This is a genomic window from Holophagales bacterium, from assembly GCA_016719485.1.
Taxonomy (GTDB): domain Bacteria; phylum Acidobacteriota; class Thermoanaerobaculia; order UBA5066; family UBA5066; genus UBA5066.
On sequence record JADJZB010000022.1, the window covers coordinates 53,893 to 76,308 of the forward strand.

Below are 22,416 nucleotides of genomic sequence, written 5' to 3' on the forward strand. Positions count from 1 at the left end.
CCCTCGCGAATTTCTCCTCCCGTACCATTCCCCCGGAGGTCCCGATGCGTCTTCGCGCCCTGCTCGCCGTTGCGCTCCTCGCCGCGTTCTCCCTTTCCGCCGCCGAACCGCCCGCGAAGAAGCCGCTGACCGTCGACGACATCTGGGCCGTGGTGCGCGTCGGGCGGCCGGTGGCCTCGCCCGACGGGAAGACGGTCGTCTATCCGCGAACGACCTGGGAGGCGGAGAAGAACCGGAACCTGACAGACCTCTGGCTCCAGCCGCTCGCCGGGGGACCGGGGCGGCGGCTCACGTCGCACGAGGCGGGCGAGTCGGCCCCGGCGTTCTCCCCCGACGGCACGCGCCTGGCGTTCGTGAGCAAGCGCGACGGTGACAAGGAGGCCCAGCTCTACGTCCTGAGGCTCGACGGCGGCGAGGCGGAGCGGTGGACCCAGATGCCGATGGCGGTCCAGTCGCCGAAGTGGACGGCGGACGGGAAGCGGATCGTCTTCGTGTCGTCGGTCCTCGGCGGGAGCCTGGAGACGACGAAGACGGAGCTGGCGCGCCGCGAGAAGGACGAGAAGACGCGGGTGAAGGCGACGGTCTCCGAGAACCGCGTCGTACGGTACTGGGACCACTGGCTCGAGACGGACGAGTGGGTGCGCCTCTTCGCCCTCGACGTCGCATCGCGCGCGGTGACGGAGCTGACGCCCGGGATGAAGCGGCTCGGGCAGCTCGACGGCGGCCTCGCGTTCGACGTCGCGCGCGACGGCTCGGTCGTCTTCGCCGCGAATGCCACCGAGCCGCCGTGGAAGACGACGAACACCGACCTCTTCCTCGTACCGGCCGGAGGCGGCGCGCCGAGGAACCTCACGGCCGACAACCCGGCCGAGGACGGCAGCCCCGTCTTCTCACCGGACGGCAAGACGATCGCCTACGGGCGCGAGACGAAGGGGGACGGCTGGCCCGACCGGACGCGCCTCGCGCTCCTCGACCTGGCGACCGGAAAGACGCGGGTCCTCACCGAGGAGTGGGATTCCGTTCCCGAGGACTGGAGCTTCACGCCCGACGGGAAGTCGCTCGTCTGCCGCTCCGAGGTCCGCGCGCGGACGAACGTCTACGCGCTGCCGATCGCGGGCGGGACGCCGCGACTCGTCTGGAAGGGCGGCCGCGCCACGAGCCTCGCGATGGCCGGGGCCACGGACCTCGTCTTCGGCGCGACCTCCTTCCGCCGCCCGGCGGAGCTGGCGACGGTGAAGCTCGACGGCACGGCATTGCGCACGCTGACGACCTGGAACGACGCGCTGATGGCCGGGATCTCGTTCGGCGAGGAGCGCGAGGTCGTCTTCAAGGGGGCCGGCGGCGACGACGTGCAGATGTTCGTCATCCACCCGCCGGGATTCGAGAAGGGAAAGAAGTACCCGCTCGTCCACGTGATCCACGGAGGCCCCATCGGGACGTCGGGCGACGAGTTCCACCCGCGCTGGAACGCCCACGCGTTCGCCGCGCCGGGTTACGTCGTGGCGATGGTGAACTTCCACGGTTCCTCCAGCTTCGGTCAGGCGTTCGTCGAGTCGATCCTCGGCGCGCCGGGCGACAAGCCGCTGCAGGACGTGATGGCCGCAACGGACTTCCTGATCGCCGAAGGGTCGGTGGACGAGAAGCGGATGGCGGCGACGGGCGGGTCGTACGGCGGCTACCTCGTGAACTGGATCGCGGGCCAGACCGACCGCTTCGCGGCGCTCGTGAGCCACGCGGGGATCTACAGCCTCCTCGGGCAGTTCGGGTCGGACGTGACGTTCGGGCGGCACCACTCGTACGGCGGGTACCCGTTCACGGCCCTCGAGAACGTCGAGCGCTGGACCCCGAACCGCCACGCGGCGCGCCTGAAGACGCCGATGCTCGTCGTCCACGGAGAGAAGGACTTCCGCGTGCCGATCACGCAGGGGCTCGAGCTCTACGGCGTCCTGACGGCCAAGGGGGTCCCGGCGCGCCTCGTCGCCTACCCCGACGAGAACCACTGGGTCCTCAAGGGGACGAACGCGAAGCACTGGTACGGCGAGGTGCTCGGCTGGCTGGCGCGGTGGCTGAAGTAGCGTTAGAGGATCAAGAGATCCGCTCGATCCCTGGCACGCCGTCGAAACCGCCGTCGAAGCTGAGTATCCGCTTCACCCGGCGGCGCGCCATGACGGCGACGTGAAGGGCGTCACGGGCCGAGACCCGTAGCCGACCCGCGAGGACCTCCGCGGCCTTCTCCACGTCCGCACGCTCGACCGGGTAGACCTCGTCGACGACCCCGAGGATGGCGTCGAGCGCGGGCCGGATCGCCTCGCGCCGCTCGATCGCGACGTAACGGTGGAGGATCTCCTGCAGCACCTCCGCGCTCGTGACGAGGCGCTCGCCACCCGAGATCGCCTCTTCGAGGCGCGCCCGGGCCACCGCTTTCAGCGGGTGAGCCGCGCCGACGAGGTACATCGGGATGTTCGAGTCGATGAAGATCACACGGGGCTCCGGTAGCCCGACTCGATCTCCTCGAGCATCTCCGCCCGGGGGGGGGGGGGGGGGGGGGGGGGGGGGGCCGCCCCCCCCCTCGGCCGTGCGGCCGTACCCGGCTCCACCAGCCGTCCGTCGCGCAGGGCGCCCCGTACCCACTCGGACACCGTCATCCCGCGGCGACGGGCCGCCCGCCGGATCTCCTTCAGCTCGGACTCGTCCAGGAGCACCTGGAGGCGCGTACTCATATGATGAGTATACCGCGCTCGCGGCGGGAGGTCCTCGTGAGTGCGTGCTCCTCACGCCCTCCCGGTGACGCGGTAGAACGCGAGGCCGAGAAGCTCCCAGAGGGCCGCGTGCGTCTGCTCGAGCGCACCGGGGCGCGGGATCCAGTCGAGCGCCTCCGCGCGGCTTCGGCGCAACGACGAGGGCGTCGCAGGGCGACGGGATCGCCTCGAGCCCCTCGGCCCGGAACGAGGCGAGGGCGCGCCGCATGTGGAGCGACGAGGTGACGAGAAGGACGCGCCTCACGCCGCGCGCGCGGAGGAGCTTCACGGTCTCGACCGCGTTGCCGGAGGTCGTCCGGGCCTTCCCCTCCTCGACGATCGCCGTGCGCGGAACGCCCCACTCGACGAGGAGGTCCGCGATCTCGGCCGCCTCGGTGCGCGGCGCGGGAGACCACGGGAGGCGCCCGCCGGTCGGGATGACGAGCGGGGCCTTCCCGGCGCGGAAGAGGCGGGCGGCGTGGAGGATCCGGTCCGAGGAATCGACGAGCTCGGGGCCGAGCCTCGGGGGAGCCCCCGGGGCCAGGGCGCCGCCCAGGACGACGATAGCCCCGGCCGTCGGCGCGGCGGCGGGGTCGGAGGGCGGGTACGCGCGCTCGAGCGAGTGAGCGAGGGCGTCGCTCACCACCGGGAGCGATGCCGTGACGAGAATCGCCAGCGCGAGGAAGCCGAAGGTGGCCGCGAGCGCTCCCCGGCGCCGCCGCGCCATGACGAGCGCGACGAGGCCGAGGAGGATCGCGAGATTCAGCGGAAGGACGAGCGTGGCCGCGATCTTCGAGGCGAGGAGCACGCCTCGATGATCGCAGGCCCGGCGCTCAGCGCGGAACGGCGCCCACCCTGACGAGCGTGATCTCGAGGACGAGAGCCGCGCGTCCGCCGTCCCAGGAGGAGTCGAGGGTCCAGCGGACCGGCTGCCCCTTCCGGAGCAGGAACGACTCCGCGCGACGGGCGGAACGCGGCTCGCCGCCGCTCGCCGCCGGTGGCGTCGACGTGACCTGCGCGATGACCGCGAACAGGGCGGACTCGTCGGCCTCGCGAACGACGAGGGCGGCGCCGTGGACCTCGAACTCCTGCGCGGACGCGTTCGGCCCGGCGGCCTCCCACCCGCTCTTCACGCTCCACCCCGAGTTGGCGGGGAAGGCGATCTTCGGCTCGGAGAGCGCCTCCTCGCGCTCCTCGGTCACTTCGAGAAGGCGAATCGTGGCGACGAGAGGCTCACCCATGTCGACGCGGCGGGGCTCCACGACGCCGGTCGCGGCCCCCACGTCGCCGCCCTCGGCGACGAGCTTCGTATCGCAGCCCGGCAGGAGGAGCTTCCTTCCCTCCGCCGCGGCACCGTACAGGATCCTCGCCATCGGCCGTCCGTTCTCGCCGTCACGCGAGGCCAGCGCGACGCCGTACGCTTTCCCGCTGAAAGGCCCGAGCGGCGCGATCGTGACGGGCTCGCGGCAGCCCGGCAGGTCGACGGTCCCGACGTACGCGGGGACGCGGATGGCGGTCGGCCGGTCTTCGGCGCCCTCCATCCAGACGCGGAGGACCTCGCCGAAGACGCCCGTCCGCAGCGTCGACGGCGGGGCGGTCGCGGCGCCGGCCCGGGCCCTGTCCTTCCACCTCGCGCGGAGAACCTTTCCGGAGATCGTGATCTCTGTTCCCGTCTGGACGCCGATCTCCACGAGAGCCTTCGAAAGCGGAATCTCTTCGAGGTCGAGGCTCACCCGGCCGACCACGCCCGGTTCCAGGATCGGCGTGACGCCGAGAAGGTCGGCCATCTTCTCGAGGAGGTCGACGAGCGAGGAGTCCTTGACGCGGAGCGTGATCGGCGCGTCGAGGCGGGCAGGCTTCACCGCGACGGGGGCCTGGGGCGGGGCGGGCTCAGGCCCGGGCGTCGCCGCCAGGAGGGCGGCGAGAAGCAGCGAAGCGATCACGTGCGATCTCCTTTCCGGGGAGCGCGAGGGGCGAGCGACTCGGCGCGGCGGACCAGGTCGGGGCCGGTCAGGACGACGCCCGTGTCGTCTCCCTGGAGGACGTAGACGGGACGGGGCTCGGGGCGGCGCGCGGCCTGCACGGCGAGGAGCGCGACGGCAACGAGCGATGCTGCGAGGAGCCCCGACGAGGCCCGGCGCCTCGCGGCGCGGAACCGGCGGGCCGCCGTGGCCGCGGCGACGAGCGGGTCCGCGAGGCGGGCATCCGCGCGCGCCGCGCCGGCGCACGCGGGACAGGCTTCGAGGTGCGCGGAGAGGGCCTCGTCGTCGAGGTGGTCGAAGAGGGGGCAGGTCATCGGTCTTCCTCCAGGATCTGTGCGATGCGGCGCCGGCCGCGGCTGAGGCGCGCCCGCAGGGCCTCCTCGCGAATGCCGAGCGCCCGGGCGGCCTCGGCCGGAGTCATCCCCTCGTCGGCGACGAGGAGGAGCGCCCGGCGGGTCCCTTCGGGGAGCGAGTCGAGCGCCGCCGCGGCCCGGCGGGCTCGCTCGGTGAGAACGGCGCGGGCTTCGGGGTCGAGGGCCGGAACCGGCAGGCCGTCGCCCGCCTCGTCGAACGCGCAGAGGGGGCGGCGCCGCCTCGACGCGTTCGCCCCGATGCGCCAGGCGACGGCGAAGAGGAGGGAACGGAGCGGCCCGGGCGCGGAGGCGACGAAGCCGCCCGGACGGCTCAGCAGGAGGACGAAGAGATCCTGGACGAGATCCCGGGCCTCGTCCCCGTGACCGCGATGCTCGAAGAAGGCCCGGAGAGCTGACGAGAGGCGAAGGGCTTCCTGCAGGACCGGCTCGACCGGAGCCCGCTCGACCTCATTCCGTACGGCGTCCACGCTCCGTAATGTCGCACGGCGGCGTCCCGTGACGCCGCCGTGCCCAGAAAGCTCATTGATGCCTTCGACGGCGACGGCCCGGGCCGGTCCGGGACATCCCTTACCGGGAGATCGTCAGTGCCCGGCGTACGTCTCGAGGAAGGCGAGGACCTTGGCCGTGTCGTACCCCTTCCCGGACTCGAGGGTCTCCGTCGACGGGACCTTCACCGCGTTCCCCTTTTCGTCGATGACGACGAGAAGGGGGACGCCCTTCTTCGGGTCGACGCCCCAGGAGGCGGCGAGGTCGAGGTTCTTCGTCATCCTTCCCACGTCGACCTTCACCGGAACGTACGACTTCGCGAGGGCGGGCGCGATCTTCTCGTCCTTCGTGAAGAGACCGTCGAGCTTCCGGCACCAGCCGCACCAGTTCGCACCGAGCGTCACGAGGACTCTCTTCTTTTCCTTCTTCGCCTTCGCCAGCGCGGCGGCCACGTCGGCCTTTGCGTCGGCCGACTCGTCGTAGACGGCGGGTGCCGCGGGCTTCGCCGCCGCGGGAGCCGGCGTCGCGGGGGTCTCGCTACCGACGCCCGGGCCGAACCCTGGCCCTCCCCGGCGGGGGGCGTCGGTCGGCTTCACCTGCGGGGCGGGAGTGACTCCGGGCCCGGGCTGGGCGGATGCCGGGAACGCGAACAGGGCGACGACGGCGAGGGAGAGAAGGGACTTCTTCATCACATGGGGATTCTACGGAGGCCGGTCCGCCTTCGTTGCGTTCCGCCGGCCACGGCGCGTTAGCCGCCCGACACTTCCTCCGGAGGTCCCATGCGAACGAATGGCCGACCTGCGGTCCCTGGAGACGCTGGGGTCAGTTCCGTTTTTCGTTGGCTCTCGGACACTGGGGTCAGTTCCGTTTTTCGTTGGGCTCTCGAGTGGCGGCGAGCCCGAATAACGAGGGGCGGACCTTGCGCAACCTCCTCGCGCACCGACGGCTCCAACGGAAAACGGAACTGACCCCTCGGGTCCCTCGGGAGGCGCCTTCGCCGCCTATGCCTCGGTCATCGATGCGAGGACGAACGACCCGAGGACCCTGCTGCCGAGGTAGGGCGCAAAGGACGTACCCCGCCGGGTCGTAATGACCCGGGCCGGGTCTGGAAGGGACGGCGTCCCGGGCCTGAAGGGTCCGGGGCGCCCGTCTCGCTCAGTGCCCTCCGCGTCCCCCGCCGGAGCCGCCCTGGCGCCCCTGCGTTCCCGGACCGGCAGGACCCTGCGAGCCCTCACCCGGTGTTCCCTGCCTGCCGTCCGTCATCCCCGAGCCGCGCGAGCCCCACGACTTCTCGCTCATTCCGGTCTTCCCCATCTGTTCCTTGCGCGGCGGGGTCTTCGGCCCGAAGACGCAGTACTGGTCCCGTTCCACGCGGACGATCGGAGACCCGTCCGAGGGAAAGACCTCGACCGTCCCCTCGAAGACCGCCAGGACGCTCTCGCCTCCCGCGACCTCGAGGCCGTAGCGCGTTCCCCGGACGGCGAGAAGGGCCCCGGGCGCCGCGACGCGCCGCGCCTCGGACGCGCCGGTGAAGGCGTCGAACGCGGCCTTGAGGCGCCCCTTCTCGAGGACGAGGAGGACCCCCGGCTCGCCGCCGGCGAGACGGACCCGCGTGGAGGAGAAGACCTCGAAGCGCGCGGCGCGATCGGGGACGGCGAGGACCGTCCGGCCGAAGAGACCGGTCTTCACGACGTCGCCGGCTTCCGCCGGGTCCCCGGCCGAGACCCGGACGCCCCGCTCCTCGTCGCCGCCGGGCACCCTCACGACCTTGCTCTTCACCTCGTCGAAGCGGTAGGCGAGCCGTTCGCCGGACGGGGCCTGGGCGAGGCCGAGGCCCGTCGCGGCGAGGAGCGTGAACAAGAGAGTCGAGGTCCTGGTCATCGGCTCCTCCTTCCCTTCGCCGTTCGCAAGCGGCGGGCCATCGTGCCCCCAGGCCCCGGCGGGGCTCCCGGTCGAGGATACTGGCGAGCGGTGCCCCCGCGCCTGCGTCTTCGACCCGCCACCTTCGAGGCCGCCGTCCCCGTCGCGGCCTTTCTCGCTGTTTCCCTCGCGCTCGCGTCGGGCTTTCCGGCGGCGCTCGACCTGCCGGTGAGAGACGCCCTCCTCCGGACTCTCCCGTCGCGACCGGTAACCGACGTCGCCGTCGTCGCGATCGACGAGGGCGCACTCGCCACCGAGGGACCGTGGCCCTGGCCCCGTACCCGGCTCGCCGCGGTCGCCGGGGCGGCCCGCGAAGCGGGGGCGCGCGTCCTCGCGATCGACGTCCTCCTCGTCGCGCCCGGCGAGGGCGACGACGCCCTCGCGGCACGCCTCGGGGAAATGCCGTCGATCCTCGCGGCCGGCCTCGACGCGAAGGCGGGCTGGCTCCTCCCGGCGCCGTCGCTGCGCGGAGCCGGGAGGCTGGCCGAGACCTCGTTCGACGTCGACCACGACGGCGTGATGCGACGGCTGAGCGCGACGAAGCAGCGGGACGGCTTCTCCCTCCCGGCGCTCGCGGTCGCCGCGGTCTCTCTCGCGGACGGGCCGGCGCGCCCCGTCCCCGTGGGGCGCGTCCTCGTCCCCGACTTCCGTCACCGCCCGGCGGGAGTCCCCCTCGTCGGCGCGGCCGACCTCCTCGCGGGGCGCTCCGGCGGGAAACTGCGCGGCCGCGTCGTCTTCCTCGGCGTCACCGCGGCCGGGCTCGGCGACCGCTTCGTCACGCCCGGCTCCCCTTCGGGGACACCCGAGCCGGGCGTTCTCATCCACGCGGCCACCGCCTCCTGCCTCCTCGCGGGCGGGCTCCTCTGGCCCGTCCCGCCGTTCGCCTCCGGCTTCCTCGCGGCGGCGTTCGCCGTTCTGGCCCTCTTCGCGGGACGAAGCGCGGGTCCGCGACGGCGTCTCCTGCTCGGTGCCCTCGCGCTCGTGCCGCTCGGTCTCGGTGCGCCGCTCCTGGCGGCGGGGGTCGAGCTGCCGGTCGCGACGCTCACCGGTGGCACGCTCCTCGTGATCCTCGCGGTCGAGGCGCGCGCGGCGTGGCGGGGCGAGAGGGAGGCGGCCCGCGGAGAAGCCCTGAGGACCGAGGAGGCGGAGGCGCGGCGCGTCGCCGTCCACGAGATGAAGACGCCCCTCACCGCCGTCCGCGGCCTCACGCAGCTCCTCTCCGGCTTCGACCTCTCGCCGGCCGAGCGCGCGCGCGTCGTGGCGATGGTGGGCGAGGAGACCGAGCGGCTCGGCGGGATGATCGAGTCGCTGAACGCGGTGGAGAAGGTGCGCCTCGCGGACTTCGACGCGACCGCCCGCCCGGTGGACCTCGGCGCCCTCGTCGCGCACAGGGCCGCGGCGATTGGCGCAGGCGCGCCGGGGCGCGTGTCGGCCACGGCGGAGGAGGGCATCCTCGTCCTCGGGGACGAGGGGTTCCTCGCCCGCGTCGTCGACAACCTCGTCGGGAACGCGCTGAAGTTCTCGCCCCCCTCCTCGCCCGTCCGCCTCGCCGTGACGTTTCGCGGGGACGATGCGCTCCTCAGCGTGACCGACGGGGGACCGGGGATTCCCGAGGCCGAGCGCGAGAGGGTCTTCGGGAGGTTCGTCCGCGGCAGCGGGACCGGCGGCGCCGAGGGGCTCGGCCTCGGCCTCTCGCTCGTCCGCGAGGTGGTAACTTGGCACCGCGGGCACGTCTCGGTGCGGAGCGCGGACGGGACGGGAAGCGTTTTCGAGGTCGTCCTCCCCGCTCTCCGGGAGCAGCCCCGCACGAAGGAGCCGGACACTGGCCACGATCCTGGTCGTTGACGACGACACCGCCATCCGCGAGACGGCGGCCCTCGCCCTCGAGAAGGCGGGGTATACGGTCCGCCGCGCCGCGAGCGTCGCCGAGGCGATGGCGCAGGTCACGCGCGCGCCGGTCGACCTCGTCCTCTCCGACATCTACATGCCGGGAGAGGACGGCCTCTCGCTCCTCTCCCGCCTGCGCGAGGGATCGCACCCGCCGAAGATCGTCCTGATGACGGCGCGTGGGACGGTCGAGACCGCGACGATCGCCGCCCGCCTCGGCGTCACCGACTACGTCGCCAAGCCGTTCGACCTCGCGCACCTCCTCGGCCGGATCGCGGCCGCCCTCGCGCCGCCCCCGGCGGGGGGCGAGCCGGTCGACCCGGACGGGCCGCGGAGCCTCATCGTCGGCTCGCACCCCGCGATGGTCGAGGTCTACAACGCCGTGGCGCGCGTCGCGCGCCTGCCGGTGACGGTCCTCGTCCTCGGCGAGACCGGCACGGGCAAGGAGCTCGTCGCCCGCGCCCTCCACCAGTTCGGCGCGCACCCCGACGGCCCGTTCGTCGCGGTCCACTGCGGCGCCATCCCCGACACGCTCCTGGAGAGCGAGCTCTTCGGGCACGTCCGCGGCGCGTTCACCGGGGCCGACCGCGACCGGCGCGGGGCGCTGCGCGAGGCGCAGCACGGCACCGTCTTCCTGGACGAGATCGGCGACGTCTCGCCCTCCTTCCAGACGAAGCTCCTCCGCTTCCTCCAGGAGAAGACGGTGCGGCCCGTCGGCGCGGAGCGCTCCGAGCCGGTCGACGTGAGGGTCGTCGCCGCGACGCACCGCGACCTCGCCGCGCTCTCGGCCGCGGGGAGCTTCCGGCAGGACCTCTACTTCCGGCTCGCGGGCTACGAGGTCCGGCTGCCGGCGCTGCGAGAGCGGCTCGCCGACCTGCCGCTCCTCGTCGAGCACTTCCGCGCCGGGGCCGTTCGGGAGCTGGGCCTCGCCGAAGCGCCCCCCGCCTCTCCCGCGGTCCTCGCCGCCTTCGCGGCGCACGCCTGGCCCGGCAACGTCCGCGAGCTGGAGCAGGTGGTGAGGCGGCTCCTCATCGACACGGGGGCGCTCTCCGACGCCGCCGTCGCGGCGCGTCTCCTCGCGTCGTCCGGGCGGGCCGCCACCCCGGCGGCAGAGGACGCCGCCGCTCCCGCTCCTCCCGCGGCCGCCGCCGCTGCCGGACCCGCCGAGGCGCTCTCGAGCCTCGACGAGGTGGAGCGCCGGCACATCCTCGAGGTCCTCTCCGCCACCGGCGGAAACCGGTCGGCGGCCGCGCGGATCCTCGGCATCGAGCGCAAGACCCTCTCGCGCAAGCTGAAGGCGTGGGGCGCGGCCGACCCGGACGGGGACGACCCCGGGTCCGACTGACCCCGGGGCCTGCGTCCTTTCACCCCGCACTGCAGGAGCTGCAGTCGCCGAAAGTCCTCCCGGGAGCCCCCGAATCGCCCGCGAGCCCCTAAGAATGCGGGTTTGCGCTCTTCACGCGGCGGCCGGCGGCCCCTGGCACGCCTCTTGGAAGGGAGGAAGGCGAACCGGGAGCCGACGAGGACGACCCGGAAGCGACGAAAAGGAGACGCAGATGAACAGCACCAAGAAGCTCTCGACCCTCCTCGTGGGCGCCCTCTTCCTGGCCGGCACGCTCGCCCTCCCCGCCGACGCCCAGCAGGGCCCCGCGAACGGCTCCGGCGCGCAGTCGGGCGAGGCCCGCAAGGCCGGCCCCGGCGACGGCACCGCCCCCGCCCCCGCCCCGAAGGACGGCACCGGCTACGGCTCGTCCGCGAAATACGGCGGAGAGAACCCGCAGGCCGGCGGCCAGGCCACCGGCAAGGGGACCGGCGCCGGCCCGGGCAACGGCACCGGCAACGCCGGGAGCGGCCCGAAGGACGGGACCGGCTACGGCAAGGCGAGCGGAAGGGGCTCGGGGAGCGGCACCTGCACCGGGTCCGGCCCCCAGGGAAGCTCCGGCTCCTCGAGCCGCGGCTCCGGCGGCCGTCGCGGCGGCCGCGGCTGAACGCCGGGCCGTAACGAATCCTCCCGAACCACCCGGAGCGGCCCCGAACGGGTCGGGGCCGCTCCCTCCCGATCCGAGCCACTCCCGACGAAGCGCCCAGATAAAGACCGGACCCGCGGGTCCACAAGGAGAAAGCCATGAGAAGCCACGCCCTTTCGACGTTCGTCCTCCTCGCTTCCTTCGCCGTCTCCACGCCGCTCGCCGCCGCCGGCCCCGGCAAGCCGACCGACCCGCCGTGCGACGGCCTCTCCACCTACATGGCGACGCTCCCCGTCGCGCCGCTCTCCGACGTCGAGAAGGAAGGCCTGCTCTTCACCCGTGAGGAGGAGAAGCTGGCCCGCGACGTCTACACCGCGCTCGCCGCGAAGTGGGGCCAGCGCGCCTTCACGGCGATCGCCGCCGCCGAGCAGCAGCACATGGACGCCGTGGCCTTCCTCCTGACGCGCTACGAGCTGGCCGACCCGGCTGACGGTAAGGCTCCCGGCGTTTTCGCGAACGAGCGGCTCCAGGCTCTCTACGTGAGCCTCGTCGAGAAGGGCTCCGTCAGCCTCGCCGAGGCGTTCGTCGTCGGGGCGACGATCGAAGACCTCGACCTCGCCGACGTCGAAGAGCTGATCGAGGACGCCGACAACGTCGACGTCGACACGGTGATGCAGAACCTCGCGAAAGGATCGCGCAACCATCTCCGCTCCTTCGTCGCCCTCCTCGCCGCTTCCGGCGTGACCTACGTACCCCAGTTCCTGAGCCCGGAGGAGGCCGCCGAGATCATCTCGACGCCGGCCGAACGGCACGTCGTCTATGACGCGGCCGGCCTGCCCGTCGAAGGGATCCCCGCCGGCCCTTGCGACGGGCTGGGGCTGCTGCAGGCCAGGGCCCCAGGGGACCCGCGGCAGGCCAGGGGCCGGCCGGTGGCCAGGGCAGCTGTGACGGCACGGGCACGGGAACCGGGAACGGCAACGGCGGCGCGACCAGCGGCGGGAACGGCAACGGTGGCGGCAACGGCGGAGGCAATTGACGAGCCGCCAGTCGGGTTCGCAGCCCGGGCGGCCCGAGGGGCGGGCCGGCAGAGGGGCCGCCCGCCCCCGTTTCCGGCGCTCCAGCCCCCGGGGACTCCGCCGGAGAGGCCTCGCGCGGAACGACGGGAAGGAGATGAAGCCAGTGGCAGACGAAACCCCTCCCCTAGAATGTGCCTGTGACGCCCTCGGCGTTCCTCTGGCTGCTGGGAGCGCTCCTCGTCCTCTCGTACGCGGCGGACGTCCTCTTCCTCCGCACCCGCGTCCCGGCCGCGGTCCTCCTCATCGCGTTCGGCGTTCTCCTCGGACCGGTCCTGAAGATCCTCCCCGGCGCCGAGTTCCTCAGGGCCGCCCCTTACTTCGGCGGCCTCGCCCTCGTCACGATCCTCTTCGAGGGCGGCATGGGCCTCGACCTCGACGAGTCGATCAAGGGGCTCGCCGCGGGCACCCTCCTCGCGGCGCTCAGCTTCGTCCTCACGGCCGGAACGATCGCCCTTCTCGCCCACGGGGTCCTGGGCCTCCCCGGTCCCTCGGCGCTCGCCCTCGGCTCGGTCCTGGGCGTCCCGTCGAGCGCGGTCGTCCTTCCGGTCCTCGGCACCCTCGGCCTGGGGACGGAACTGCGGACCCGGCTCGTCCTCGACGCCGCCACCGCGGACGTCCTCGGCATCCTCGGTGTCGAGATCGCGATCGGCGCGCTCTCGGGCCAGTCGGTCCCGGCCCTCGTCCTGAGGTCCACGGTGGTGGGTTTCGCGGTCGGGGCGGCGGTGGCCGTCGGGGTGGGCCTCGTCTGGAGCCGCTACCTCCGCTGGGCCTCCGGAACGGGCGCCCTGCGCCTCGGCGAGGCCCTGACGTTCGGAGTCGCCCTCCTCCTCGACGGCTCCGTGAGCGCCATGGGCGGCGCCTCGGCCGTCGCCGTCGTCGCCTTCGGGATCGTCCTCGCCAACGAGCCCGTCCTGCTGCAGCGCGCGTTCCGGCGGGAGCTCCCGGAGCAGGACGTGAGGAGCTTCGAGGAAATGCGCGAGGCGATCCACCGCTTCATGCGCCAGACGACGTTCGTCGTCCTGACGTTCTTCTTCGTCTTCCTCGGAGTCGTCGTCGACTGGAGGGGGATCACGCCGAGGACGGGTGCTGCGGCGGTGGCCTTCGCCGCGATCTGCGTCCTCGGCCGGCGCGCGGCGATCGTCGGCGTGAACCGGGTCGGCCTCCTGCCGCTCACGCGGGCCGAGACGAACGACGTCGCCGCCCTCTTCCCGCGCGGGCTCGTGACGGCCGTCCTGGCCTTCGAGGCGATGGCGGCGGGCCTCCCGGGATCCGAGAGCTTCCCGCTCTACGCGTTCGTCGTCCTCGTCGTCACGAACCTCGCGATGGTCTTCGCGTTCCAGGCGACCCGGCGGGGGCAGGCAAGGGTTCTTTCCGCCGGCCGCATCGCCTGACCCGGCCACCCGGCTCTCTCCCTCCCGGCTGCTATCGTCCCGCCATGCCTCCCGGCCCGCACCACCACCGCTCGCAGTCCGCGGTGACGCGCTTCATCCGCCCCGAGGAGATCGACGCGCTTCTCGAGCCGTGGGTCGCCGACCCAGCGGACCGGAGGTTCCTCACCCGCTGCCTCGTGGAGGAGGGGCCGCTCCACCACCGCGGCGCCAACTTCGTCCTCCTGAAGCTCCTGGGCGACCTCGCGAAGGCCCTCGGGGCGGACGGTCGAGGAAGCGGCCCGGGCCTTCCGGTCCCCATGCGCCTGCCGCCCCACCTGCGGCACGAGGGAGGCGAGGACGCCACCTACCCGATCCGCCTGCCGGAGGCGGCGGTCGAACGCCTCGCCCCCCGCGAGAGCCGCGACTTCGACGCCATCGTCGACTGCCTCGCCGACGGCCCGCCGCAGCACGCGGTCGCCAACGTCGTGATGGCGACCATCCTCCACGAGCTCCTCGACCGCGCCGCGAGGCGATGAGCCTCTTCGGCCCCGGCCTCGAGGACGCCTTCCGGACCGCGGCCGCCGAGCTCGGAATGTGCAGCGCCTCCCGCCTCTTCGTGAGGGAGGCTTCCGCGGCCGGAACGGAGGCTCTCGTGGAGCTCCGGGACCGGCTCGGCCGGCCCTTCCCGGTCCTCGACGCCGTCTCCGCCGCGGCCCTCGACGGGAATCCGTCCCACGAGCCAGACCCCGAACCGGTACTCGAGGCGCTCTCCGGCCTCCGGCGCATCCTCGTCGTCGGCTTCGAGGCCGACTTCCTCGATGCGCTCGTCCCGGCGCTTCCCGCGCACGAGGTCCGCATCGGCCTCGTGAGGACCGCGACCCTCGAGGCCGACTGGACCCGGCTCGCCGACAACTACGCCGGCCGCCTCGAGCTCGTCGAGATGCCGGCCCTTGCGAGCTGGGCCGGGTCGAAGAGCGGCCTGATGACCTTCGTCTACGGCGTCGAGGGCGAGGTCACCCACGTCGCGCCGGCGTGGCTCAGGGTCGCGGGAGACGACGTGAGGCCGATCTTCCGCGAGCTCGTCGGCTGGGACGTCCTCGGCCGTCCCATGGGCCTCTACCCCCGCTGGCTCACCGAGGTCCCCGCGGGGACCTTCACGAGGCTCGTGTGACGCCCGCCGCCGCCGCGACGGCGGCCATCCTCGCCGCTGCGATCCTCCTGCAGGCGGCGCGGCCTTCGCTTCGCCTCGTCGTCGTCACGTTCGGGGCCGCCCTTTCGTGCCTCGTCGTCAGCCTCGCCGGCATCTCGACGACGGGGAAGCTCCTCGCGGGCGTCCCCTGGGACGTCCTCGTCCTCCTCGTCGGTCTCGGCCTCGTCACCGAGGTCCTCGTCGCATCGCGCCTCTTCGGCCTCCTCGCCGTCCGGGTCGCGCGCGCCACGCGCGCCGCGCCGCGCCTCCTCGCGGTCGTCCTCGTCGCCGGGATGTACGCCGTGAGCGGCCTCGTCAACAACCTCACGGCGCTGATGCTCCTCCTGCCGGTGATCCTGATCGTCTTCCGGCTCATGGGGGTCTCGCAGCGCTACCTCACCTGGACCCTCTCGACGCTCCTCGTCGCCTGCAACCTGGGCGGCGCCGCGACCCCCATCGGCGACTTCCCGGCGATCCTCCTGCTGGGCCGCGGCGCGATGGGGTTCACGGACTACCTCGTTCGCGCCGCGCCCCTGACGCTCGTCGCGCTCGTCGTCCTCCTGGCCGTCGTCTTCGGGTTCGCCCGGCCCGAGAGAGGGCTCGCGCAGACGCCGCTCTCGGCCCGCCTGACGGTCGCGACGCTCTCGGCCTTCTACCGCGGCGTCCGCCTCGACCGCCGCGCCCTCCTCTGCGGGCTCCTCCCGCTCGCGGGCATGGTCGCCGCGTGGCTGCTCGTCCCGGCCTCCTCGGGCGTCGGCCCCGAGCTGATCTGCTGGGTCGGGACCGCGACCGCCCTCCTCTCGGCCGGTAAGCTCGGCGAGAGGCTCGCCCGGACGCGCGTCGACGTGGAGGCGACCCTCTTTCTCCTCTGCCTCTTCGTCATGGTGGGCGCGGTGCGCGAGACGGGCGTCTTCCAGGAGGCCGCCGGCCTTCTGGCGTCGCTCCCGGTCCCGCCGACGGCCCAGGTCGCCGTCTTCCTCGTCTCCTCCGCCTTCCTCACCGGCGTCTTCTCCGCCGGGCCGAGCATGGCGGCGCTCCTCGAGGTCGCCGAGGTGCTGGCCCGCGACCACCCGCCGGAGGCGATCTACGTCGGCCTCGCGCTCTCGGTCTGCGCGGGCAGCTCCCTCTTCCTCACGGCGGCGACCGCCGGCCCGCTGACGCAGGCCCTGGTGGAGCGCGCCGGCCTGCGCGGCGACGACGGGACGCCCCTCCAGCTCGGCTTCTTCCAGTTCGCGCCGGTCGGGTTCCTCGCCTTCGGGATCATCCTCGCCGTCGGGCTGGTCTCGACGATCCTCGCGCTGTAGGGGCTTCCAGCTCGGCGGCGAGCGCCGAGAGGACGCGCGCGGCGGCCTCGATGTCCGCGGGAGCGACCCGCCCGAGCGTGCGGCGCGTCGCTTCCTCCACCGTCCCCGATGCGGAGACGGCGACCCTCTTCCCCGCGCCCGTCAGGCGGAGGCGGGTCCGCCTCCGGTCCACGGGGTCCTCCGTCCGCTCGACGAGCGCGGCGCGCTCGAGCCCCTTGACGATGACGGTCACCGTGCTCGGGTGGAGGCGCAGGACGGACGCGACCTCCCCGGGGCTGATCCCCGGGAACTTCCCGACGACCCGGAGGGCGAGGCGCTGGGGCCCCGTGACGCCGAGCGCCGAGGCCATGCGCCGCGATGCCGTCTGGAGGGCGTGGTCGAGCCTCCAGAGGAGCTTCATGAAATCGAGAGCCTTTCCGAGCGGTGCCTCCTCGGGGCTCTCCGGTCCTCCGGACGTTCCCATCTCTCCTCCGCGCGGCCCGCGCCGGCCGCGCCCCGATTTCACCACGACTCTGTTGGTTTGGGGTCCAATCTTTTGACCTCAAACGAATTTCCGGTAGGATCGGTGCGTGACGCCGCGCCACCCGTCCCGCCCCGGTCCCTCCCCGTCGCCCCGCGTCTGCGTCTTCGGCGAGGCGCTCGTCGACGCGCTGCCCGGCGGAGAGGTCCCCGGCGGCGCCCCGTTCAACGTCGCCTGCCACGCGGCGGGCTTCGGGCTCGCCCCGCTCCTCGTGACCCGCGTCGGGCGCGACGAGGCGGGCGCGACCCTCCTCGGCGCCCTCGCCGCGGCCGGCGTCCCCGCCTCCGGCGTCGGAGTCGACGCGGTCCGCCCCAGCGGGCGCGCCGTCGTCTCGCTCCGCGGCGGTGTGCCGCGGTTCGAGATCCCCGAGGGGGCCGCATTCGACGCGATCGACGGCGAGGCCGCCGGACGGGTGACGAAGGAGTGGGGCCCCTCGGTCGTGGCGTTCGGGACCCTCGCCCAGAGGGACCCCGTTTCCCGGGCGGCCCTCCACGAGGTCCTCTCGGCCACGAAGGCCCTCCGCCTCGCCGACCTGAACCTGCGCGCCTCCTGGTACGACGGCTCCGTCGTCTGCAGGGCCCTTTCGGCCGCGCACGTCGTCAAGGTGAGCGACGAGGAGCTCGAGGAGGTCCGCCGCCTCCTCTGTCTGACGCTCCGGGACCACGAGGCGCTCTCGGCCGACGTCGTCCGCCGTTTCCGGCTGCGCGCCCTCTACGTCACGCGCGGAGCGAAGGGGGCGTTCGTCGCCGCCCGGATCGGCGGAGACGTCGTGACCTTCGTGGAGGTCCCCGCCGCGGAGCCCCCCGGGCCCGTCGTCGACACCGTCGGGGCCGGCGACGCCTTCACGTCGGTCGTCCTCCTCGGCCTCGTGAAGGGCTGGACGGCCGAGGAGAGCCTCCGCCGCGGCGTCGACTTCGCCGGCGCCGTGACGCGGATCGCGGGGGCCACCCCGGGGGACCCGGCGTTCTACGCCCCGTTCCTCTCGGCGTGGGGACGGGGGACGCCGTGACCGGCGGCCTCTACCTCCTCCACCTGAGCCTCCACGGGCTCGTCCGCGGGACGAGCCCGGAGCTCGGCCGCGACCCCGATACCGGCGGCCAGGTCACCTACGTCCTCGAGCTCGCGCGCGCCCTGGCGCGCTCCCCGGCCGTCGCCCGCGTCGACCTCGTGACGCGCCTCGTCGAGGACCCGGCGGCCGGGCCCGACTACGCCGTGCCCCAGGAGCCGCTCGGGGAGAAGGCCCGCCTCGTGAGGCTCCCCTTCGGGCCGCGGCGGTACCTGCGCAAGGAGCTCCTCTGGCCGCACCTTCCCGCCCTCGTCGACCGCTGCGTCGAGTACCTGCGCGCCCAGGAACGCCTCCCTCACCTGATCCACACCCACTACGCCGACGCGGGCTACGTCGGGGTGCGCCTCTCGCAGCTCCTCGGCATCCCGCTCGTCCACACGGGGCACTCCCTCGGCCGGACGAAGAGGTCCCGCCTCCTCGCCGGCGGCCGGCTCGAGTCGGGCCTCGAGCGCCAGTTCCGGTTCACCCACCGGATCGCCGCGGAGGAGGAGGTCCTCGAGAACGCCCGGCTCGTCCTCGCGAGCACGCGCCAGGAAGCGGAAGAGCAGTGGGGCGAGTACGACAACTTCCGCCCCGGCCGGTTCGCGGTCGTCCCGCCCGGCGTCGACACGTCGCGCTTCTCCCCGCCGATCCCGATCCGCACGCGGACGTCCTTCCCTGCGATAGACCGCTGGCTCCGGGACCCGCACCTCCCGCTCGTCCTCGCCATCAGCCGCCCCTCGCCGAAGAAGAACCTCCCCGCCCTCGTCGAGGCGTTCGGCCGCGACCCGGCCCTGCGGGAAAGGGCGAACCTCGCGATCCTGCCGGGAGTGCGCGACGACGTCGCCACGGCCGAGGAGGAGGCGAGGGAGGTCTTCACGGACCTCCTTCTCGCCGCGGACCGGCACGACCTCTGGGGCTCGATCGCGCTCCCGAAGACGCACACCCCGGAGGACGTCCCGGAGATCTACCGCGTCGCCGCCCGGCGCCGCGGCGTCTTCGTGAACCCCGCTCTCACCGAGCCGTTCGGGCTCACGATCCTCGAGGCGGCCGCGAGCGGCCTCCCCGTCGTCGCGACCGCCGACGGCGGCCCCCGGGAGATCCTCTCGAACTGCCGCAACGGCCTCCTCGTCGACCCCCGCGACGTCGACGCCCTCTCGCAGGCCCTGCGCGAGGCCCTCTCCGACTCCGCCCGCTGGAGCCAGTGGTCCCGCAACGGGCTGCGCCGCGTCCACGACACCTACTCCTGGGACGGACACGTGGAGCGCTACCTCGCCCTCTGCACCCGGCTCCTCCGGCGTGAGCGCAAGGCCCTCCGGCGGCGACACGCCGCGCTCGGGGCGACACCTCTCGCCCGTCTCGCCGACGCCTCGCACCTCCTCGTCACCGACATCGACGACACGCTCATCGGGGACGAGGAGGCGCTCGCGCGGCTCCTTCGGTGGCGGGTCGCGAACGCGCCGAGGGTCGCGTTCGGCGTCGCCACGGGGCGCTCCTTCCCCCGGACCCTCGAGGTCCTCGAGACCTGGAAGGTGCCGGTCCCGGACGTCCTCGTCACCTCCGTCGGCACCGAGATCCGCTTTGCCCCCGACCTGAAGCCCGACAAGGCCTGGGAGGGCCACATCCGCCACGGCTGGAGGCGCGAGGAGGTGGTCCGCGCGCTCGCCGGGGCCCCGGGCCTGAAAAAGCAGCCGGCGGTGAACGACGGGCCGTTCAAGGCGAGCTGGGACGTCCTGCCCGGGAGGACCGTCGACCTCGAAGGAGTGAGGCGACTCCTGCGCGCCCGCGGCCTCGCGGCCCGGCTCGTCTTCTCGCAGGGGAAGTTCCTCGACGTCCTGCCCGTCCGCGCCTCGAAGGGGCTCGCGGTGAGGTTCCTCGCCCTCCGGCTCGGCCTGCCGCTCGAGAGCTTCCTCGTTGCGGGCGATTCGGGGAACGATCTCGAGATGCTCGTCGGCGACACGATGGCCGTCGTCGTCGGCAACCACAAGCCCGAGCTCGAGGAGCTCCGCGGCCGCGACCGCGTCTACTTCGCCTCGGCCTCCTTCGCCGGCGGCATCCTCGAGGGGATCGGGCACTACCGGTTCGCGACGGAGGACCCATGCTGAGCCGTCTTCACGACTTCGCCGAGACGCACCCGGACGTCTTCGTCCTCCTGATGAACCGCTGGCTCCGCGACGGACGCGGGGTCCTCCTCCGCTCGGACCTCGTCCGCGGCTTCGACGACGTCCGCCTCGCCTACGCGCAGGCCGACCTCGCCGCGACTGCCCTCGGGATGGCCGTCGCCGCCGTGCAGGAGGGGATCTTCCGGGCGCCGTGGGCCGCCTTCTCCTTTCGGATCGGCCCCGGCCGGTGGGCCTACGCCCGGATCCACGCCGACCGCCTCGTCCCCGAGGAGATCTCCAGCACCGAGTTCCTCCGCTTCAAGGAAGGCCTCGTGACGCACGCGGACGCCGTGGACCCGCTCGAGCTCGACTTCGGCCCCTTCTCCCGCGGCTTTCCGCGACTGACCGAACCGCGGTCGATCGGCCAGGGGCTCTCGTTCCTCAACCGGCACCTCGCCAGCCAGCTCTTCCGCGACGGCGGCGCCGGGGCCGACCGGATCCACAGCTTCCTCGGCCTCCACGCTCTCGAGGGACGCTCGCTCCTCCTCCGCGTGGGCTTTCCGGACACCGCGGCCCTGAGGTCGGCCCTCAGGAAGGGGCACGCGCTCCTCGCCACGGCCAACCCCGGGACCCCGTGGAGCGACCTCGAGGAACGCCTCGCCGGGCTCGGCTTCGCGCCCGGCTGGGGCGCGACCGCGGGGCGCGCCGCCGAGACGATGAGCCTCCTCATCGACCTCTTCGAGGCTCCCTCGGCCGAGCTTCTCGAGGCGTTCCTCGCCCGCGTCCCGATGATCTCGCGCGTCCTCGTCCTGTCTCCGCACGGGTGGTTCGGCCAGTCGGGGGTCCTCGGCCTGCCGGACACCGGCGGGCAGGTCGTCTACATCCTCGACCAGGTCCGCGCGCTGGAGCGCGAGATGCGGGACCGGATGGCGGTGCAGGGGGTCGACGTCGAGCCGCGGATCGTCGTCGTCACGCGCCTCATCCCCGAAGCGGGGTCGACCGGCTGCGACGAGCGGCTCGAGCCGATCGACGGCTGCCGGAGCGCCGTCATCCTGAGGGTCCCGTTCCGCGAGGCCGACGGCAGCGTCGTCCGCTCCTTTCTCTCCCGCTTCAAGGTCTGGCCCTACCTCCACCGCTTCTCGCGCGAGGTCGAGCGCGAGGCCGCGGCGGAGATGGGCGGGCGCCCCGACCTGATCCTCGGGAACTACTCCGACGGCAACCTCGTCGCGGCCCTGATCGGGATGCGCCTCGGCGTGACGCACGCGACGATCGCCCACGCCCTGGAGAAGACGAAGTACCTCCTCTCCGCCCTCCACTGGCAGGAGATGGAGGAGGAGTACGCCTTCTCCGTCCAGTACACCGCCGACCTCTTCGCGATGAACAGCGCCGACTTCATCGTGACGAGCACCTACCAGGAGATCGCCGGGACGAGTGAGGCGGTCGGGCAGTACGAGAGCTACTCTTCGTTCACCATGCCCGGTCTCTACCGCGTCGTGAACGGCGTCGACGTCTTCGACCCGCGGTTCAACATCGTCTCGCCCGGCGCGGACGAGGACGTCTACTTCCCGTTCACCGAAGGTGCGCGACGCCTCGGGAGCCTCGCGCCGATGCTCGAGGAGCTCGTCCTCGGCGACCCGGGGCCCACGGCCCGCGGGCGCCTCGTCTCGCCGGAGCGGCCGATCGTCTTCACGATGGCCCGCCTCGACCGGATCAAGAACCTCGCCGGCCTCGTCTCGTGGTGGGCGAACGACGAGCGGCTCCGGGGCCTCGCGAACCTCGTCGTCGTCGGCGGGCACGTCGACACGAGCCTCTGCGCCGACGGCGAGGAGCGCGAGCAGGCGCTCCTGCTGCACGACCTCATGACCCGCCACGCGCTCGACGGCGGGGTCCGCTGGATCGGCCGGCGGCTCGACCGCCACCTGACGGGCGAGCTCTATCGCTGGGTCGCGGACCGGCGCGGCGTCTTCGTTCAGCCCGCCCTCTTCGAGGCCTTCGGCCTGACGGTCGTCGAGGCGATGGTGTCGGGCCTTCCGGTCTTCGCGACCTGCCACGGGGGCCCTTCGGAGATCATCGAGGACGGCCGCTCGGGCTTCCACGTCGACCCCAACGACGGGGCCGCCGCCACGGCGCGGATCGCGGACTTCCTCGAGCGCTGCGCCGCAGACCCCCGGGCCTGGAGCGTGATCTCCGAGGCCGGCATCGCGCGGGTCGCGGCCCGCTACACGTGGCGCCGCTACGCGGAGAGGATCATGACGTTCTCGCGGATCTACGGCTTCTGGAAGTTCGTCTCCGGCCTCGAGCGGCAGGAGACGGCGCGCTATCTGCAGACCCTCGACCACCTCCTCCTCGGGCCGCGGGCCGCGGCCGTCCGTGGAGGCGCTGGCTGAGCGAGGACGCGACAACCGGCCGGGGGAACGCCCGCGAACGCCTCGAGGCTCTCCTCGGCCTCCTCAGGC

Annotated in this window: 20 protein-coding genes and 2 pseudogenes; 13 read left to right on the forward strand and 9 right to left on the reverse strand. The window is 73.3% G+C overall.

The annotated features are described in order from the left end of the window. Positions 1-44: 44 nt before the first annotated feature. Positions 45-2,075 carry a S9 family peptidase gene (locus IPN03_15165; GenBank protein ID MBK9375020.1) on the forward strand — a complete coding sequence of 677 codons (2,031 nt, stop codon included), beginning with the start codon at positions 45-47 and terminating at the stop codon, positions 2,073-2,075. 10 nt (positions 2,076-2,085) lie between these two features. Here IPN03_15165 and IPN03_15170 read toward each other — a convergent pair whose 3' ends face one another. From IPN03_15170 to IPN03_15180, 3 genes and pseudogenes are all read right to left on the reverse strand, one after another. Next, the gene (locus IPN03_15170; GenBank protein ID MBK9375021.1) at positions 2,086-2,481 is read right to left on the reverse strand and encodes a type II toxin-antitoxin system VapC family toxin; all 396 of its coding nucleotides are present in this window, start codon (positions 2,479-2,481) and stop codon (positions 2,086-2,088) included. After that, positions 2,478-2,720 (reverse strand): ribbon-helix-helix protein, CopG family, encoded by a 243-nt coding sequence (locus IPN03_15175; GenBank protein MBK9375022.1) that lies wholly within the window; start codon positions 2,718-2,720, stop codon positions 2,478-2,480. Before IPN03_15175 ends, IPN03_15170 begins: the two co-directional genes overlap by 4 nt. Before the next feature lie 193 nt (positions 2,721-2,913). Next, positions 2,914-3,465, reverse strand: a pseudogene (locus IPN03_15180) (YdcF family protein). Here IPN03_15180 and IPN03_15185 point away from each other — a divergent pair. Beyond that, the gene (locus IPN03_15185) at positions 3,361-3,597 is read left to right on the forward strand and encodes a hypothetical protein (protein MBK9375023.1); all 237 of its coding nucleotides are present in this window, start codon (positions 3,361-3,363) and stop codon (positions 3,595-3,597) included. The pseudogene IPN03_15180 and the gene IPN03_15185 overlap by 105 nt on opposite strands. Here the strand turns inward: IPN03_15185 and IPN03_15190 are convergent. The 5 genes from IPN03_15190 to IPN03_15210 all read right to left on the reverse strand — a co-directional run bounded on the left by IPN03_15190 (position 3,572) and on the right by IPN03_15210 (position 7,461). Beyond that, positions 3,572-4,681, reverse strand: coding sequence for a hypothetical protein (locus tag IPN03_15190; GenBank protein ID MBK9375024.1), 1,110 nt, complete (start codon positions 4,679-4,681; stop codon positions 3,572-3,574). The two genes, IPN03_15185 and IPN03_15190, sit on opposite strands and share 26 nt — an antisense overlap. Then, complete coding sequence (locus tag IPN03_15195) at positions 4,678-5,034, reverse strand: hypothetical protein (GenBank protein ID MBK9375025.1); 357 nt, start codon at positions 5,032-5,034, stop codon at positions 4,678-4,680. The genes IPN03_15190 and IPN03_15195 overlap by 4 nt, the downstream gene beginning before the upstream one ends. Continuing rightward, complete coding sequence (locus IPN03_15200) at positions 5,031-5,561, reverse strand: sigma-70 family RNA polymerase sigma factor (GenBank protein ID MBK9375026.1); 531 nt, start codon at positions 5,559-5,561, stop codon at positions 5,031-5,033. Before IPN03_15200 ends, IPN03_15195 begins: the two co-directional genes overlap by 4 nt. A gap of 114 nt (positions 5,562-5,675) precedes the next feature. Beyond that, positions 5,676-6,269 carry a thioredoxin family protein gene (locus tag IPN03_15205; GenBank protein MBK9375027.1) on the reverse strand — a complete coding sequence of 198 codons (594 nt, stop codon included), beginning with the start codon at positions 6,267-6,269 and terminating at the stop codon, positions 5,676-5,678. Positions 6,270-6,735: 466 nt separating this feature from the next. Continuing rightward, positions 6,736-7,461 carry a FecR domain-containing protein gene (locus IPN03_15210; protein ID MBK9375028.1) on the reverse strand — a complete coding sequence of 242 codons (726 nt, stop codon included), beginning with the start codon at positions 7,459-7,461 and terminating at the stop codon, positions 6,736-6,738. 90 nt (positions 7,462-7,551) lie between these two features. Between IPN03_15210 and IPN03_15215 the strand changes: the two genes are divergently transcribed. The 8 genes and pseudogenes from IPN03_15215 to IPN03_15250 all read left to right on the forward strand — a co-directional run bounded on the left by IPN03_15215 (position 7,552) and on the right by IPN03_15250 (position 16,293). Then, positions 7,552-9,345 carry a CHASE2 domain-containing protein gene (locus tag IPN03_15215; GenBank protein MBK9375029.1) on the forward strand — a complete coding sequence of 598 codons (1,794 nt, stop codon included), beginning with the start codon at positions 7,552-7,554 and terminating at the stop codon, positions 9,343-9,345. Next, positions 9,323-10,732: a sigma-54-dependent Fis family transcriptional regulator gene (locus tag IPN03_15220; protein ID MBK9375030.1), complete on the forward strand. Its 1,410-nt coding sequence runs from the start codon at positions 9,323-9,325 to the stop codon at positions 10,730-10,732. The genes IPN03_15215 and IPN03_15220 overlap by 23 nt, the downstream gene beginning before the upstream one ends. 211 nt (positions 10,733-10,943) lie before the next feature. Then, a complete protein-coding gene (locus IPN03_15225) occupies positions 10,944-11,375 on the forward strand; it encodes a hypothetical protein (protein MBK9375031.1) in 432 nt (143 codons plus the stop codon). 257 nt (positions 11,376-11,632) lie between these two features. Beyond that, positions 11,633-12,163, forward strand: a pseudogene (locus IPN03_15230) (DUF2202 domain-containing protein). Positions 12,164-12,567: 404 nt separating this feature from the next. Then, positions 12,568-13,821 carry a cation:proton antiporter gene (locus tag IPN03_15235; GenBank protein ID MBK9375032.1) on the forward strand — a complete coding sequence of 418 codons (1,254 nt, stop codon included), beginning with the start codon at positions 12,568-12,570 and terminating at the stop codon, positions 13,819-13,821. Positions 13,822-13,865: 44 nt separating this feature from the next. Further along, the gene (locus IPN03_15240) at positions 13,866-14,336 is read left to right on the forward strand and encodes a hypothetical protein (GenBank protein MBK9375033.1); all 471 of its coding nucleotides are present in this window, start codon (positions 13,866-13,868) and stop codon (positions 14,334-14,336) included. Beyond that, positions 14,333-14,971 (forward strand): hypothetical protein, encoded by a 639-nt coding sequence (locus tag IPN03_15245; GenBank protein MBK9375034.1) that lies wholly within the window; start codon positions 14,333-14,335, stop codon positions 14,969-14,971. Before IPN03_15240 ends, IPN03_15245 begins: the two co-directional genes overlap by 4 nt. Continuing rightward, positions 14,968-16,293, forward strand: coding sequence for a permease (locus IPN03_15250; GenBank protein MBK9375035.1), 1,326 nt, complete (start codon positions 14,968-14,970; stop codon positions 16,291-16,293). Before IPN03_15245 ends, IPN03_15250 begins: the two co-directional genes overlap by 4 nt. Here IPN03_15250 and IPN03_15255 read toward each other — a convergent pair. Then, positions 16,250-16,756 (reverse strand): MarR family transcriptional regulator, encoded by a 507-nt coding sequence (locus IPN03_15255; protein MBK9375036.1) that lies wholly within the window; start codon positions 16,754-16,756, stop codon positions 16,250-16,252. The two genes, IPN03_15250 and IPN03_15255, sit on opposite strands and share 44 nt — an antisense overlap. A 106-nt stretch (positions 16,757-16,862) precedes the next feature. Between IPN03_15255 and IPN03_15260 the strand changes: the two genes are divergently transcribed. From IPN03_15260 to IPN03_15270, 3 genes are read left to right on the forward strand one after another with little or no spacing between them, the layout of a single operon-like run. Then, the gene (locus tag IPN03_15260; protein ID MBK9375037.1) at positions 16,863-17,822 is read left to right on the forward strand and encodes a carbohydrate kinase; all 960 of its coding nucleotides are present in this window, start codon (positions 16,863-16,865) and stop codon (positions 17,820-17,822) included. After that, on the forward strand, positions 17,819-19,963 hold the full coding sequence (locus tag IPN03_15265; GenBank protein ID MBK9375038.1) for an HAD-IIB family hydrolase: 2,145 nt from the start codon (positions 17,819-17,821) through the stop codon (positions 19,961-19,963). Before IPN03_15260 ends, IPN03_15265 begins: the two co-directional genes overlap by 4 nt. Beyond that, positions 19,957-22,347 (forward strand): sucrose synthase, encoded by a 2,391-nt coding sequence (locus IPN03_15270; protein ID MBK9375039.1) that lies wholly within the window; start codon positions 19,957-19,959, stop codon positions 22,345-22,347. The genes IPN03_15265 and IPN03_15270 overlap by 7 nt, the downstream gene beginning before the upstream one ends. Positions 22,348-22,416: the final 69 nt, after the last annotated feature.

Coding starts and splice junctions, on each gene's coding strand:
- IPN03_15165 (MBK9375020.1), top strand. CDS start 45: ATGCGTCTTCGCGCCCTGCTCGCCGTTGCGCTCCTCGCCGCGTTCTCC.
- IPN03_15175 (MBK9375022.1), bottom strand. CDS start 2,720: ATGAGTACGCGCCTCCAGGTGCTCCTGGACGAGTCCGAGCTGAAGGAG.
- IPN03_15195 (MBK9375025.1), bottom strand. CDS start 5,034: ATGACCTGCCCCCTCTTCGACCACCTCGACGACGAGGCCCTCTCCGCG.
- IPN03_15205 (MBK9375027.1), bottom strand. CDS start 6,269: ATGAAGAAGTCCCTTCTCTCCCTCGCCGTCGTCGCCCTGTTCGCGTTC.
- IPN03_15210 (MBK9375028.1), bottom strand. CDS start 7,461: ATGACCAGGACCTCGACTCTCTTGTTCACGCTCCTCGCCGCGACGGGC.
- IPN03_15225 (MBK9375031.1), top strand. CDS start 10,944: ATGAACAGCACCAAGAAGCTCTCGACCCTCCTCGTGGGCGCCCTCTTC.
- IPN03_15240 (MBK9375033.1), top strand. CDS start 13,866: ATGCCTCCCGGCCCGCACCACCACCGCTCGCAGTCCGCGGTGACGCGC.
- IPN03_15245 (MBK9375034.1), top strand. CDS start 14,333: ATGAGCCTCTTCGGCCCCGGCCTCGAGGACGCCTTCCGGACCGCGGCC.
- IPN03_15255 (MBK9375036.1), bottom strand. CDS start 16,756: ATGGGAACGTCCGGAGGACCGGAGAGCCCCGAGGAGGCACCGCTCGGA.
- IPN03_15270 (MBK9375039.1), top strand. CDS start 19,957: ATGCTGAGCCGTCTTCACGACTTCGCCGAGACGCACCCGGACGTCTTC.